The organism is Aeromonas sp. 603404, from assembly GCF_049171775.1.
GTDB classification, from domain to species: Bacteria; Pseudomonadota; Gammaproteobacteria; order Enterobacterales; family Aeromonadaceae; genus Aeromonas; species Aeromonas veronii_A.
The window spans coordinates 115,987-129,397 of the sequence record NZ_JAAKPE010000007.1; the positions used below are offsets into that span (position 1 = coordinate 115,987).

The window sequence follows — 13,411 nt, forward strand, 5'->3', positions numbered from 1 at the left end:
GCAGGGAGGGCATGCCCTCCCTGCGCCATTGAGAGGAAAAACAATGAGAATTCTGATCATCGGTGGCGAAGCCGCTGGTATGAGTGCGGCGGCCAAGGCGCGCCGTCTGGCCAAAGATGCCGACATCGTGGTGTATGAGGCCTCCGAAGTGATCTCTTTCGGTGCTTGCGGTCTGCCTTATTTCGTCGGCGACGAGTTTCAGGAGCCCGGTTACATGGCCGAGTTCACACCCGAGCAGTTCGCCGCCAAGGGGATCGAGGTCAAGATTGGCCATCGGGTGCTGAGCGTTGACGCAACTGCCCAGACCCTGCAGGTGGAGCACAACGGCGACACCTTCACCGATCGCTACGATCGGTTGATGATCGCCACAGGTGCCCGCGAAGTGATGCCCCCCATCCCCGGTCTGCAGCAGAAAGGGGTATTCGGTCTGCGCCGGATGACCGACGGGCTGGCGCTCAAAGCTGCGGTGCAAGACAAGAATAATCGCCGCGCCCTGGTGATCGGCTCCGGCTTTATCGGGCTGGAAGTGGTCGAGGCGCTGGTCCATCAGGGCAAGGAGGTGCGTCTGATCGAGCTGGCGGATCGGGTCATCCCCGACGCGTTTGATGGCGAGATCACCCAGCACATCGAAACCGAACTGCGTGAGCAGGGGGTCTCTCTTCATCTGGGTGAGCGAGTTGAAGCACTGCTGGGGGATGGTCGGGTGACCGGCGTGCGCACCAGCCATGGCGAGTACGAGGCCGATATCGTGGTGGTCTGCACCGGGGTCAAGCCCAACACCGAGTTTCTGGCCGATACCGGCATCGAGCGGCTCGGTAACGGCGCCATCAAGGTGGATCGTCAGGGACGCAGCTCGCTGGCCAACGTTTGGTCGGCCGGTGACTGTGCCAGCGTCTGGCACAGCGTGAAGCAGCAGCAGGTCTATGTACCGCTCGCCACCATCGCCAACAAGCTGGGGCGCATGGTAGGCGAGAACCTGGCGGGTGCCGAGCAGGAGTTCTCGGGCACCCTCGGCTCTGCCGCGCTCAAGGTGCTGGGGCTGGAGGCGGGCCGTACCGGCCTCTCCGAGCAGGAAGCCAAGGCGATGGGCATCGACTATCGCACAGTGGTGATCAAGGACAAGTGCCACACCAACTACTGCCCGGGTCAGTCCGACATCCACGTCAAGCTGGTCTACGAGGCGGGCAGCAAGCGGCTGCTGGGTGGCCAGATCCTCGGTCGCAAGGGGGCGGTCCACCGCATCGACGCTCTGGCGGTGGCCATCACCATGGGGGTGACCACCGAGCAGCTCGGCATGCTGGACTTTGCCTACGCGCCGCCCTTCTCCCGCACTTGGGATGCCCTGAACGTGGCGGGCAACGTCGCGAATTAACAGGCGCTGGTCAGGCGGAAAATGAGAAGAGGCGGCACAGGGGGCCGCCTCTTCTTTTTGTTTAAAGCTGCCTCAGGGATTGGCAGGGGGATCTTGCCGCTCCGGCTTGCCTGTCGCCGGTTTGCTGCCGACCAGCACGGCGCCGAAGAAGATAAGCGCAACACCTGCCGCCTTGCTTGCCACCAGCGGTTCGGCAAAGACCGGCATGCTCACCGCCAGCAGATAGACCAGCCCGTAACTGGTGCTGAGCAGTGGGTAGGCGATATTGAGCGGTGTGGAGTGCAGCGCGGCCAGCCAGCAGAGCAGCGATAGCCCGTAGCAGAGGATGCCGATGACGATGGTGAGGAGTGGCAGGGGGTGAGCCAGCATCACGGCGGGATCGGCCTGCCATGCAGGGAGGCTGATCGCTCCCCACTTCATGCAGAGCTGCGCCACCGTCACCAGCACTATGCTGCCTAACACGTAGAGATAGCCCTTCATCGCAGGCCTCCCAGCAGCAGGGCGCCGACGATGATGGTGGCAGCCCCCAGCCAGTTGTGGCTGCTCACCGGCTCGTGGAAAAAGAGGCGTGAGCCGAGCAGCACCAGCACCAGATTAATGCTGAGCATGGGGTAGGCCATGCTCAGCGGCAGTCGTTGCAACAGATAAATCCAGAGCAGCATGCCACTGCCAAGTGCTGCCACGCTGGCAACAAGCCAGGGGGAACGCAGCTTTTGCAGGTGGTTACAGGGGTTACGCTGCCAGCAGATAACGGCCTGCTTTTGCAGCATCTGGCCGCTGCTGGTCAGCAGGCACACCAGTAATAGCAGCACTATATCCATCAGCGTACTCCATGGTAGATGAGCAGGGTCAGCCGGTGGCTGACGAGGGTCTCGTCGGCAGGGGGCAGAGGGCCGGTCTCTCCGTCGTGATCGGTCTTCATCAGCAGGGCAACTTGCCCCTTCTCGCGCGCTTGTGCCAACCATCTCGGGAACTCTGCACGGGCAACATAGCGGCCCTTGGCATCCGGATAGCCCAGGCCGTAAGCTAGCTCTCCTTTGTCGTCGAACAGCATGATCTCGCCGCGCCGTGTGCTCCGGGCGAGAGCGGATGCCAGTCCCGGATCGCTGGCCAGCAGAGTCTCTGAACCCTGCAGCACGGCCTGATTGGTCTCGATGAAACGCTCTGGCAGCTTTGAGTCGATCAGTGATTGCGGCAGCGCCCAGGGCAGGCCGATGGCCAGTATCATGGGGCAGAGCGCGCTCAGGACCCAGCGGCGACTGACCGCCTGCAACTGGATGAGTCCGAGCAGGGACCAGCCGATAAAGATGGCCATGGCCACCGACAGTGCCCCGTGATCCTCTTCACCGTAGATGGCGTGGTCGCGGGATAAAGCCAGCACGGTCAGCACTACCAGTCCGATGAGGCCGAACAGGCCGTTCAGCCAGGCGTTGAGTTTGAAGGCCCGCTCTTTACCTTCCTTGATTTTGTCCACGGCGCTGGTGGCCATCAGCATGGCCAGCGGGGCGAAACAGGGCAGGATATAGGTGAGCAGCTTGCCTTTGGCAATGCTGAAGAAGAGCAGCGGCAACACCACCCAGGCCAACAGATAGAGGGTTTCCGGGCTGTTCTTGCGCGCTTGCCATCCTTGCTTCAGTGCCCCCGGCAGCAGGCCGAGCCAGGGCAGGGTGCCGAGCAGCCCCATCGGCAGGTAGTACCAGAATGGCGCCTTGTGCTGCGCATCTTCCGAGGCGAAGCGCTGGATGTGCTCAATCCAGAAGAAGTAGTGCCAGTAGTCCGGCTCGCGCAGGTGTACGGCGATGGCCCAGGGGGCGACCAGCAGAGCCGCGCTAAGGATGGCCAGCGGCCCGAAACATACCAGCTCGCGCAGGCGGCGCTGATAGATGGCGTAGGGCATGATGGCTACCACGGGTACCGCCAGTGCGATAAAGCCTTTGGTGAGAAAGCCCATGCCGCAGGCGAGGCCGAACAGCAGATAGCCTGCCACTCTGCGACCGGGCGGCCCTTCTTGCCGGATGAGGTAGAAGCTCACCATGGCGGCATTGAGCCAGAGGGTGACCATGGCATCCAGCACGCTGTAGGTGCCGATGCCGTAGACGATCAGGGTCGAGAGATAGATCAGGCTGGCGAACCACGCTGTACGCCGGCACTGCCACAGCTGCAGAGCGAACCAGAAGATCAGCAGGGCGCTCAGGCCGGTGGCTGCGGCCGAGGCGAAGCGGACCGCAAAGTTGCTCTCGCCAAACAGCAGCTGGCTGAGGCTGTTGAACCAGTAACCGGCGATGGGTTTCTCGAAGTAGCGCAGGCCAAGGAAGTGGGGCACCACCCAGTCACCCGTGGTGATCATCTCCCGGCTGATCTCGGCGTAACGGTTTTCGTCCGGGCTCCACAGCATCCGCTGGTTGAGTGGCAGCAGGTAAAAGGCGAGGAAGAAAAGGGGCAGGGCCCATCGGGTCATCTTCATGAGATTCTCTGTTGCAATCTGGCGAGCGGGTTCATGGCGTCATCTTGCAACCGAGCCACCCTTCGCGTCCTGGCAGGGAGCCGCGCAGCAGATGGCTGGTCGGCAAGAGGGCTGGGTCGGGGGGAAGCAGGTTGCCAAGGGGGATGAAGTGGATGCCGCGCGACCTGGCTTCATCGAGGAGGAGATCGAACTGCTCGGCCATGACGATCCCCTCCACCTCGGCGTGGATAGTGTAGACATGGGGGCCCGGTTGCGGTGCCGCAGTCAGCTGCTCCAGCAGGAAGTGGTTGAAGCGCTCGGCCGTCACCTGGCTGCCAATCACCTCGTCAAAGGTGGGCAGGTTGACCGGGATCTGCGGGGTGCCGGGCCGACCATCCTCCAGAATGGGACGGAACAGGCCGCAGCCACGGCAGTCACTGTTGTAGCGAAAGCCGAACTGCTCCTTGGCCTGGGTGGTGAGGGGATCGGCTCGCCAGCCGGCGGCGGCGGAGCAATCCACTTCGCGCCCCAGGATCTCGCTCAGGGCATCGACTCCGAGCCGGGTCTGGCGGATCAGTTCGGCTTCGTCCCAGCGACCGGTATTGGCCTGCCAGCCGTGGTGATCCCAGGCATGCAGCCCCACCTCATGGTGCGCCTTATCGGTGTCGCGCATCAGGGAACCCAGCTCTCTGCCGATGGACTTGCCGGGCCAAGCGGTGCCAGCCAGCAGGATATCGAGCCCATAGAGGGATGCGGCGTTGGAACGCAGCATCTTGAGCAGGAAGCGGGGTTTTAGCAGGCGCCACAGGTGGCGCCCCATGTTGTCCGGACCAACCGAGAAGAAGAAACTCCCCTTCACCTGATGCTTGTCGAGCAGTTGCAGCAAGCGGGGAACCCCGTCACGGGTTCCCCTGAAGGTATCGACGTCGATCCGCAGACCCACTTCAGTCATGCTCGACTCCCGTCGTGACCGCCCCCTGCAGGAAGAAGTCCAGCGTCTTGCCGATGGTCTCTTCCATCTCGATGGTCGGTTCCCAGTCGATCAGCTTGCGGGCATTACGGATGCTCGGGCGGCGGTGGGAGACATCCTGATAGCCGTCGCCGTAGAAGGACTTGCTCTCCACCAGATTGAAGCCGGCAAATGGCGGGAAGTGGTGGCGCAACGGGTGGGCCTCGAACTTGGCGAGCAGCACCTCGGCCATCTCGCGAATGCTCGCCTCGTTATCCGGGTTGCCGATGTTGATGATCTGGCCGTTGCAGCGATTGCCCCTGTTTTCGACGATGCGGAACAGGGCTTCAATGCCATCCTCGATATCGGTGAAGCAGCGTTTCTGGGCGCCGCCATCCACCAGCTGGATCGGGGTGCCGTCCACCAGATTGAGGATCAGTTGGGTGATGGCGCGGGAACTGCCGATGCGGGCAGAGTCCAGGCTGTCGAGGCGTGGGCCCATCCAGTTGAAGGGACGGAACAGTGTGAAGTTGAGCCCCTCTTTTTTGCCGTAGGCCCAGATCACCCTATCCAGCAGCTGCTTGGAGACCGAGTAGATCCAGCGCTGTTTGTTGATGGGGCCGACGATGAGGCGGGATTCATCTTCGTCGAAGCTGTGGTCGTCGCACATCCCGTACACCTCGGAGGTGGAGGGGAAGATGATGCGCTTGTGGTACTTGACGCAGTAGCGGACGATCTTGAGGTTCTCTTCAAAGTCGAGTTCGAACACCCGCAGCGGGTTGCGGGTGTACTCGATGGGGGTGGCGATGGCCACCAGCGGCAGGATCACGTCGCACTTCTTGATGTGGTACTCGATCCACTCGGTGTGGATGCTGATGTCCCCCTCCACGAAGTGGAAGTGGGGGTGGCCGATGAAGCGTTCCACAGCGCTGGAGCCGATGTCGAGGCCATAGACCTCGTAGCCGCCATCCTTGAGCAGGCGCTCGGTGAGGTGGTTGCCGATAAAGCCGTTGACGCCGAGGATCAACACCCGGGTCAGCCGTGCCTTGCGCATGGCCTTGCTCGCCTTGTCGCCGATCTTCATCCCTTCCATCAGCCCCAGCTCGCGGGCAAGTTGGGCGCCGCGTACATAGAGCCCTCCTTCGGCCTGGCCTGTCAGGATCTCCAGCACCCCTTCACCACAGGCCACCTGCAGCGGGTCGTGGGAGAGAATGGTGCCCGGCTGCTGGTCGCTCTGGATCGCCAGCGGCTTTGCCTGCCAGACCGTCAGCTTGCGATCACCGGCGAAGCTGAAGGCTCCCGGGTAGGGCTGGGTAACGGCACGTACCAGGTTATAGAGATCCCTGGCGGGCTTATCCCAGCGCAGCTCGCCATCGGCCGGGGTGCGGCGACCATAGTAGCTTGCCTTGCTCTCGTCCTGCGGGGTGAAGGTGGCGTCACCGCGCTTGAGTTTGACCAGCTCCCCTTCCAGCAGGGCGCGGGCTGCCTGGCGCATCTTGCCATGCAGGGTCAGCGCGGTGTCATCGTGGGCAATGGTTACTGCCTGTTGGGCAAGGATATCGCCGGCATCGGCACGGGCTGTCATCCGGTGCAGGGTCATGCCGGTTTCGCGTTCGCCGTTGACCAGACACCAGTTGATGGGCGCCCGGCCACGATAGGCAGGCAGCAGGGATCCATGCAGATTGAAGGCCCCGACGGTCGGGATATCGAGGAGTTCCTGCTTGAGCAGGTTGCGGTAGTAGAAGGAGAAGATGGCCTCGGGCGCCAGTTCGCGGATACGCTCGACCCAGAGCGGGTGGTTCACGTCTTCGGGAGAGTAGACCGGCAGGTCATGTTCGGCGCAGAGCTGGGCCACCGAACCGAAGAAGCGGTTCTCGCCCGGATCATCGGCGTGGGTGAAGACCGCCTGGATCTGATAACCGGCCTGAAGCAGGGACTCGATACCGGTGCAGCCGATATCGTGATAGGCAAAGACGACAACGTTCATGATTGAGTTTCCTGTTGCGAAGCATCCGGTGTGGAGCGAACGATTTGGTGAATGAAGTAGCGGGGGCGGGCGCGCACATCGGTATACATGCGGCCTATGTACTCACCCAGCAGCCCCATCCCGATCAGCTGTACGCCGACAAAGGTGAAGAGAATGGCAAACAGGGTGAAGACGCCATCTGCTGCCCAGTCGGCGCCCAGTAACAGACGCAGCAGCAGCAGCAGGATCGAGAAGGTGAAGCCGATCCCCGCCACCAGGCTGCCAACGATGCTGAGCAGGCGCAGCGGGGCCGTGGTCATGCAGGTGACCAGGTCGTACATCAGGTTGATAAGGTGCATCAGGCCATATTTGGATTCGCCGTGGGCCCGCTCGGCGTGGCCCACCTCCAGCTCGGTGGTGCGGCGGGCAAAGCTGTTGGCCAGGATGGGGATGAAGGTACTGCGCTCCTGACAGCAGAGCATGGCGTCGATGATGTGGCGGCGATAGGCACGCAGCATGCAGCCGTAGTCGCTCATCTGGACGCCGGTGGCCCGCTGTACCGACTTGTTGATAAAGCGTGAGGCTGTCTTGCGAAACCATGAATCCTGCCGGTTGCGGCGGATGGTGCCGACCACGTCATACCCTTCCATGGCGGTGGCGACCAGCCGCGGGATCTCTTCCGGCGGGTTCTGCAGATCGGCATCCAGGGTGATCACCAGATCCCCTGTTGCCGTCTCGAAGCCGGCCATGATGGCGGCATGCTGGCCATAGTTGCGGTTGAGCAGCACGGCGACCAGCTTGCTCCCTTCGCGATTGGCGGCTTCGCTGATGATGGTGGCGGATCGGTCGTTGCTGCCGTCGTCGATCAGGATCACTTCGTAATCCTGGCTCAGCTGCTCGCAGGTGTCGGTCACCCGTTGCAGCAGTTCCGGCAGGCTCGCCTCCTCGTTGTAGACGGGGATGATGACTGAGACCCGTTTGATGTCGTTATGGTTCACGTATTGTTACTCCAGTATGTCGGTCAGGGCTGCCACAACCCGATCTACGTCGGAGAGCGTCATGTCGGGGAAGAGGGGCAGGGTGCAGAGCCGTGACGAGTTCCACTCTGTGTTGGGTAGCGAAAGATCCGGATAGCGCTCCCGGTAGTACTTCTGGGTGTGGGCGGCGCGAAAATGCAGGCCACTGCCGATGCCTCGCTCCTGCAGCGCCTGCATCAGCTGATCGCGATCGAGGCCGCACTGCTCGGGGTCGACCCGCACCACGAAGAGGTGCCAGGCATGCAGATGGGGGTAGGTGGGGATGGCCAGCGGTGCCAGCGGCAGGTTGGCCAGACGTTCATGGTAGCGAGACACCAGTTCGACCCGCTTGGCATTGAGCTCGGGCAGGCGGGCCAGCTGCACCAGGGCGATGGCGGCGTTGATGTCGGCCAAGTTGTATTTGAAGCCCGGCATGATCACCTCCGCCTGCGGCTTGCGTCCCTGCGTCATGCGGTCGAAGGCATCGACTCCCAGGCCGTGAAATTTCAGCATGCGAGCCTTGTCGGCCAGCGCCTGGTCATCGGTCACCAGCATTCCTCCCTCGGCACAGGTAAGATTTTTGATGGCGTGGAAAGAGAAGATGGCGGTGCCGGTTTCCCCGACCCAGCGCGCGCGATAGCGGGTGCCGACTGCATGGGCGGCATCTTCGATGACTGGAATATCGTGCTGGCGACCCAGGGCGAGGATGGGGTCGAGGTCGACCGGTGCCCCTGCGTAGTGGACCGGGATGATGGCCCGGGTGTTGGGGGTGATGAGCGGCGCTATCTGGTCGGCGCTGACCATCAGAGTATCCCTGTCCACATCGACAAAGACCGGGGTGGCCCCCAGCAGGGTGATGATGTTGATGGTGGAGACCCAGGTCTGGGAGGGCGTGATCACCTGGTCACCCGGGCCAATCCCCTGCGCCATCAGGGTGACATGCATGCCCGCGGTCGCGGAGCAAAGCGCGACCGCATGCTGGCAGCCAAAGGTCTCGCAGAAACGCTGCTCCAGCTCATGATTTTTCGGGCCCGTGGTGATCCATCCCGATTGCAACACCTCGCTGACGGCACGGATCTCGGCCTCGCCCATGGCAGGCTTTGAGAATGGCAGAAAGTCTTTCATACGACTCCGGTCTTAATGTCGCAAAAAATAAAATGACGATGAAAATCTGCATTGCTGATTTTCACTGGAAATATGCCTGGGGAAAGTGTCGAGATTGCTCGATATATTTTGAAAGTAGCCGAATAACGAGTTTTTATTCAAGCGCACAGCAACACTTGGTAACAATTACTGCCGTTTTGATGGCGTGACTTAATATGGAAATATCTCGTAACAAAAAATCGCTTGGCTTTATTTTAGGTTGGTGTTTAGCCACTTTTTTGACTGTCGCCACCTAAATCATCTGCTATTGCTCAACAGGTTGGGTGTCATTCAGAATTGACATTGCTTGTTACAAATTGCCCGTAGTGCAATTGAGTAAAGGATGTAAAGTTTCCATCATTACGCATTATGGAAAAATCGTTATGAATATCACAGTGTTTGGCAGTGGCTATGTCGGACTGGTACAGGCAATTGTATTGGCAGATGTAGGGCACCAGGTTGTTTGTATCGATCTCGATGCAGATAAAATAAATAGATTATCCCATGGCGAATTACCAATATATGAGCCGGGACTGGATGTGTTATTACACCAGACATTGCAAAATGGCTCGCTGACATTCACCACGGATATTCCCATGGCGGTTACCCATGGTGACGTGCAATTTATCGCCGTCGGTACGCCCCCTGATGAGGATGGTTCGGCCGATCTGAGCGCCGTCAGGGCGGTGGCGAGATCGATTGCCCTGCATCGTTCAGATGAGGTGATCATCGTCAACAAATCCACCGTGCCGGTCGGTACGGCAGACAAGGTATTCCACTGGGTCATGGAGCAGCAGGCCGAGCTTGGCAAGCAGTTCGAGTTCGATGTGGTCTCCAATCCCGAGTTTCTCAAAGAGGGGGCGGCCGTCCGTGATTGCCAGCGTCCGGATCGCATCGTCATCGGCACCGGTAAGGAGCGCTCCAGAGCCGTCATGCGTGAGTTGTATGAGCCATTCAATCGCAATCACGACCGCATTCTGTTTATGGATGTTCGCAGTGCCGAGCTGACCAAGTATGCCGCCAACTGCATGCTGGCCACCAAGATCAGCTTTATCAACGAGATGGCTGGACTGGCCGAGCGGGTCGGTGCGGATATCGAGCTGGTGCGGCAGGGGATTGGTGCCGACCAGCGTATCGGCTACCAGTTTATCTATCCCGGTTGTGGTTATGGTGGATCCTGTTTCCCCAAGGATGTGAGGGCATTTCTGGCGACTGCAGCGGCCCTCGACTACGACACGCCGCTTATTCGTGCGGTGGAGCGGGTCAACGAGCGGCAGAAGTTCAAGCTCTTCGACACCCTGGCCTGCCACTTTCACGAGCAGGGCGAGTCGCTGGTAGGCAAGACCATTGCCATCTGGGGACTCGCCTTCAAGCCCAATACCGATGACATGCGCGAAGCGCCGAGTCGGGTGCTGATGGAGGCGCTGTGGCAGGAGGGGGCGCGGGTGCAGGCCTTCGATCCGGTGGCGATGAAGGAGGCCCAGCGTATCTATGGTTGCCAGCCCGAGCTGTCGCTGATGGGGACCAGGGAGGCGGCGCTGGCGGGGGCGGATGCGTTGGTCATCTGTACCGAGTGGAACGAGTTCAAGGCGCCCGATTTTGCCCAGATCAGGAAGATGCTGGCGCACCCCCTCATTGTCGATGGTCGCAATCTCTACGATCCGCTCAAGATGAAGGGGCTGGGTTTTTCCTACTATGCCATCGGGCGTGGGGAGACCATTGCAGAAGGGATGAGCCATGCAGAGTGCTGATATTTCGCAGCGCACTCTCTGCTGGATGTTGCTGCTGGTTGCACTGGTGCTGCTGTCTGGCCAGTTTGACCATCAGCTCTGGACGCCTGATGAACCTCGCGAAGCGGCTATTGCACTCGAGATGTATCGCAGTGGTGACTGGGTGGTACCAACCCTTGGCGGGCGCAGCTTTGTCGAGAAGCCACCACTCTTTTACATGGCCGCTCTGCCGTTTCTTGATGGGTTTGAATCCTGGCTGGGGGTGACCAATAGCCTGCGGTTGGCGGGCGTGGTCTGGGCGGCGGGTATGCTGCTTTTTACCGGCCTGCTGGCCTATCGCCTGCTTGGCAACAGGTCTGCGGCACTCTGGTCGGTCATCGCACTGGGCACCATGGAGGGATTTATTATCAACACGCACTGGATCAGAACGGACAGTGCGCTCGCCTTCTTTGTCATATTTACCCTCTGGGCATTTTCAGAATATTACCTTGCACGCCGTTGGTGGATGGCGATATTGGCTGGAATAGGGCTGGCGGGCTGTTTTATGGCAAAAGGTCCTATCGGGCCGCTGACAGTGTTTTTTGGCTGGTTCCCGCTATTCTTCTTCGCTGCAAGATGTGCCGCCATCGACAAAAAACTGCCAGGATTTATCTGGCAGCATCTGCTGATGCTGCTCTGTTTTATATTGCCAGTGGCAGCGTGGATTCGTGAATTAATTAATCATGTCGATGGCGATGCTTTATGGAATGAGTGGTTCTGGCAGAATCAGGTAGGCCGCCTGACAGGCACCTCGACCGAACTCGGCCATATCAAGAAAGGGGCCTATCTCTATTATTTATTGGGGATGGCTGAATATACCATCCCCTGGTTGCCATTCATTTTCTATTGGGGTTGGCAAACCATCAAACAGCGACGCTGGAGTCGTGAGAGGTTATTTCTGTTGTGCTGGGCAGTGGGCACCCTTTTGCTGTTAACCCTCTCATCCACCAAGCGCACCCTCTATCTTTTTCCGTTGTTGCCGGTATTTGCCATCATGCTGGGTCAGGTCAGCCTGAACTGGCCGGGATGGACGGCTCGCTATGGTCGGGGATGGCTCTGTTTCATGCTGCTGTTCTGTGTCGTGGTCATAGGGCTACCTCTGCTGGGCCCTTCACTACCGGTGGCCAGTCATGTTCCGGCAGACGTGCTACAGGTCGCCAGCAAGCTGGGGTGGCGTTATATCCCCGCCAGTATGCTCTTCGTGATTGCGCTGGCGCTGTTGTTGCGGCGCAAGGAGGTGCATGGCGCTACTCATGTTGCCAGCTCGGTGGCCATCATGTTTCTGCTCACCTTTACACTGGTTTACCCCTTGATCGATGCCGCCAAGGGAGTATCGGGAAAGATGGCCCGGTTGCTTGAGGGAATACCGCTCGAGAAGCGGGATCGCATCGCCGGCTGGCAATTGGGGGAGACGGAGCTTGGTCTGCTATCTGCCTATGAAGAGATGCGGGTAATGAATCTGGACAGGGAGAAAGTGAGGGATGTGGTTGCCTGTCGTGATGCCCGGTTTGATGCCGTGTTGGTCAATGGTACGGCCGGGGAGAGGGTCAAGCTGCTGGAGGGGATTCCCTATCAGTTGCTGGCCCAGACCGCTCTGCGCTCGGACAAAGGGCAACTACTGACTCTGGTGACAGGATTACAGTGCCATTAAGCCATCTATTCCCATTCAGGGGCACTGTATGAGGCAATATGGCCGTGTGGTGACGGTTCCGCTCTTCCCGGCCTGGCGTCGGGCTGACAGCGGGTTTGCAACCCTTGGTGATAAGCGAACTTCACGATGCGGCCATCTCGCAGGTGGCTAATGAATGGGATAGATGGGGTGTGAGGGGCCGCGACCGCTATGGGTTGCAGGAACTTCACCCAGCCGGATTGGTGGATTGCAAAGATAAAAAAACCGATGCCTTGGCATCGGTTTTTTTATTACCGGTTTATCCGTATCACTCAGCTACGGCCGAGACGGTTCTCCGGGTAGTTCTTGGCCAGCACTTCGCGGGCATGCTTGGCCAGCTGCGGCATCTTCAGGGCGTCGTAAGACTCGACCATGATCTCCAGTGCCTTCTCGGTTTCGGCTGTGTCGGGGTAGGTCTCGACAATCAGCTTGGCCCGGTTGGCGGCCGCGACCAGTGCATCACGCTTCACGTAATACTCGGCCACGCTCAGGTCATATCGGGCCAGACGATTCTTCAGGCCAATCATGCGAGCGCGGGCATCGGCGGCATAGACGCTGTTGGGGTAGTTTTGCAGCAGGGTCTTGAAATCCTGGAATGCCTGACGGGCATAAGCCGGGTCTTTGTCGTCACGACCGATACCGAACAGGCTCTGGAAGAAGTTGTAATCCGCCGCCATGTTGGTCAGGCCGCGCATATAGAAGACGTAATCGATATTTTTATGCGCCGGATTGAGGCGGATAAAACGGTCGATATTGGCGATCGCCTGAGCGGTATCATCCTGCTTGTAGTAGGCATAGATGAGGTCAAGCTGCACCTGGTTGGAGTAGGCACCGAACGGGTAGCGAGAGTCCAAAGCCTCCAGCAATTCAGTGGCTTGCACGTAATTGCCAACGTCCAGTTTGAGGCGTGCTTTCTGGTACAGGGTCTCCGGCGGTTCGTCGGGTACCTTGGGTTTGGTGCTGGAACAGCCTGTGATCAAGGTAGCGACCAAGGCGAGCGACATCAGCAGGTGAGACTTCTTTCCCATCAACAACATCCGGTCCATTTCCACGAAATTGGCAAAGTATCCGTTATGCTTGGCTA

General features: G+C 59.7%; 11 protein-coding genes. 3 read left to right on the forward strand and 8 right to left on the reverse strand.

The genetic code is table 11. The annotated features are described in order from the left end of the window. The first annotated feature begins 43 nt into the window (after positions 1-43). Positions 44-1,372, forward strand: a complete 1,329-nt coding sequence (locus tag G5306_RS11705; RefSeq protein ID WP_421312903.1) for a CoA-disulfide reductase — start codon at positions 44-46, stop codon at positions 1,370-1,372. A gap of 72 nt (positions 1,373-1,444) precedes the next feature. Here the strand turns inward: G5306_RS11705 and arnF are convergent, their stop codons facing one another. Genes arnF through arnB form a run of 7 tightly spaced genes read right to left on the reverse strand, consistent with a single transcriptional unit; the run spans position 1,445 to position 8,871 of the window. Beyond that, positions 1,445-1,852 carry a 4-amino-4-deoxy-L-arabinose-phosphoundecaprenol flippase subunit ArnF gene (arnF, locus tag G5306_RS11710; RefSeq protein WP_216952260.1) on the reverse strand — a complete coding sequence of 136 codons (408 nt, stop codon included), beginning with the start codon at positions 1,850-1,852 and terminating at the stop codon, positions 1,445-1,447. Next, positions 1,849-2,193 (reverse strand): EamA family transporter, encoded by a 345-nt coding sequence (locus G5306_RS11715; protein ID WP_216952259.1) that lies wholly within the window; start codon positions 2,191-2,193, stop codon positions 1,849-1,851. The genes arnF and G5306_RS11715 overlap by 4 nt, the downstream gene beginning before the upstream one ends. Next, positions 2,193-3,836, reverse strand: coding sequence for a lipid IV(A) 4-amino-4-deoxy-L-arabinosyltransferase (arnT, locus tag G5306_RS11720; protein ID WP_421172618.1), 1,644 nt, complete (start codon positions 3,834-3,836; stop codon positions 2,193-2,195). The genes G5306_RS11715 and arnT overlap by 1 nt, the downstream gene beginning before the upstream one ends. Positions 3,837-3,867: 31 nt before the next feature. Then, complete coding sequence (gene arnD, locus G5306_RS11725) at positions 3,868-4,767, reverse strand: 4-deoxy-4-formamido-L-arabinose-phosphoundecaprenol deformylase (RefSeq protein WP_216952257.1); 900 nt, start codon at positions 4,765-4,767, stop codon at positions 3,868-3,870. Further along, positions 4,760-6,751, reverse strand: a complete 1,992-nt coding sequence (gene arnA / locus G5306_RS11730) for a bifunctional UDP-4-amino-4-deoxy-L-arabinose formyltransferase/UDP-glucuronic acid oxidase ArnA (RefSeq protein ID WP_421209083.1) — start codon at positions 6,749-6,751, stop codon at positions 4,760-4,762. Before arnA ends, arnD begins: the two co-directional genes overlap by 8 nt. Continuing rightward, positions 6,748-7,728: an undecaprenyl-phosphate 4-deoxy-4-formamido-L-arabinose transferase gene (arnC, locus tag G5306_RS11735; RefSeq protein ID WP_421172616.1), complete on the reverse strand. Its 981-nt coding sequence runs from the start codon at positions 7,726-7,728 to the stop codon at positions 6,748-6,750. Before arnC ends, arnA begins: the two co-directional genes overlap by 4 nt. A 6-nt stretch (positions 7,729-7,734) precedes the next feature. Next, entirely contained in the window at positions 7,735-8,871 is a 1,137-nt protein-coding gene (gene arnB, locus G5306_RS11740) for a UDP-4-amino-4-deoxy-L-arabinose aminotransferase (protein WP_421312904.1), read from the reverse strand. Positions 8,872-9,272: 401 nt separating this feature from the next. Here arnB and G5306_RS11745 point away from each other — a divergent pair, with 401 nt between their 5' ends. Next, entirely contained in the window at positions 9,273-10,640 is a 1,368-nt protein-coding gene (locus G5306_RS11745; RefSeq protein ID WP_216979922.1) for a UDP-glucose dehydrogenase family protein, read from the forward strand. Beyond that, positions 10,627-12,309 carry an ArnT family glycosyltransferase gene (locus tag G5306_RS11750; RefSeq protein ID WP_216979923.1) on the forward strand — a complete coding sequence of 561 codons (1,683 nt, stop codon included), beginning with the start codon at positions 10,627-10,629 and terminating at the stop codon, positions 12,307-12,309. Before G5306_RS11745 ends, G5306_RS11750 begins: the two co-directional genes overlap by 14 nt. A 290-nt stretch (positions 12,310-12,599) precedes the next feature. On the opposite strand, the gene G5306_RS11755 is transcribed toward G5306_RS11750, so the two are convergent. Beyond that, positions 12,600-13,355, reverse strand: a complete 756-nt coding sequence (locus G5306_RS11755; RefSeq protein WP_216979924.1) for an outer membrane protein assembly factor BamD — start codon at positions 13,353-13,355, stop codon at positions 12,600-12,602. Positions 13,356-13,411: the final 56 nt, after the last annotated feature.

Excerpts from the sequence above, each read along its gene's own strand:
- G5306_RS11705 (WP_421312903.1), top strand. The coding sequence starts at position 44 with ATGAGAATTCTGATCATCGGTGGCGAAGCCGCTGGTATGAGTGCGGCG.
- arnF (WP_216952260.1), bottom strand. The coding sequence starts at position 1,852 with ATGAAGGGCTATCTCTACGTGTTAGGCAGCATAGTGCTGGTGACGGTG.
- G5306_RS11715 (WP_216952259.1), bottom strand. The coding sequence starts at position 2,193 with ATGGATATAGTGCTGCTATTACTGGTGTGCCTGCTGACCAGCAGCGGC.
- arnT (WP_421172618.1), bottom strand. The coding sequence starts at position 3,836 with ATGAAGATGACCCGATGGGCCCTGCCCCTTTTCTTCCTCGCCTTTTAC.
- arnD (WP_216952257.1), bottom strand. The coding sequence starts at position 4,767 with ATGACTGAAGTGGGTCTGCGGATCGACGTCGATACCTTCAGGGGAACC.
- arnA (WP_421209083.1), bottom strand. The coding sequence starts at position 6,751 with ATGAACGTTGTCGTCTTTGCCTATCACGATATCGGCTGCACCGGTATC.
- arnB (WP_421312904.1), bottom strand. The coding sequence starts at position 8,871 with ATGAAAGACTTTCTGCCATTCTCAAAGCCTGCCATGGGCGAGGCCGAG.
- G5306_RS11745 (WP_216979922.1), top strand. The coding sequence starts at position 9,273 with ATGAATATCACAGTGTTTGGCAGTGGCTATGTCGGACTGGTACAGGCA.
- G5306_RS11750 (WP_216979923.1), top strand. The coding sequence starts at position 10,627 with ATGCAGAGTGCTGATATTTCGCAGCGCACTCTCTGCTGGATGTTGCTG.
- G5306_RS11755 (WP_216979924.1), bottom strand. The coding sequence starts at position 13,355 with ATGGGAAAGAAGTCTCACCTGCTGATGTCGCTCGCCTTGGTCGCTACC.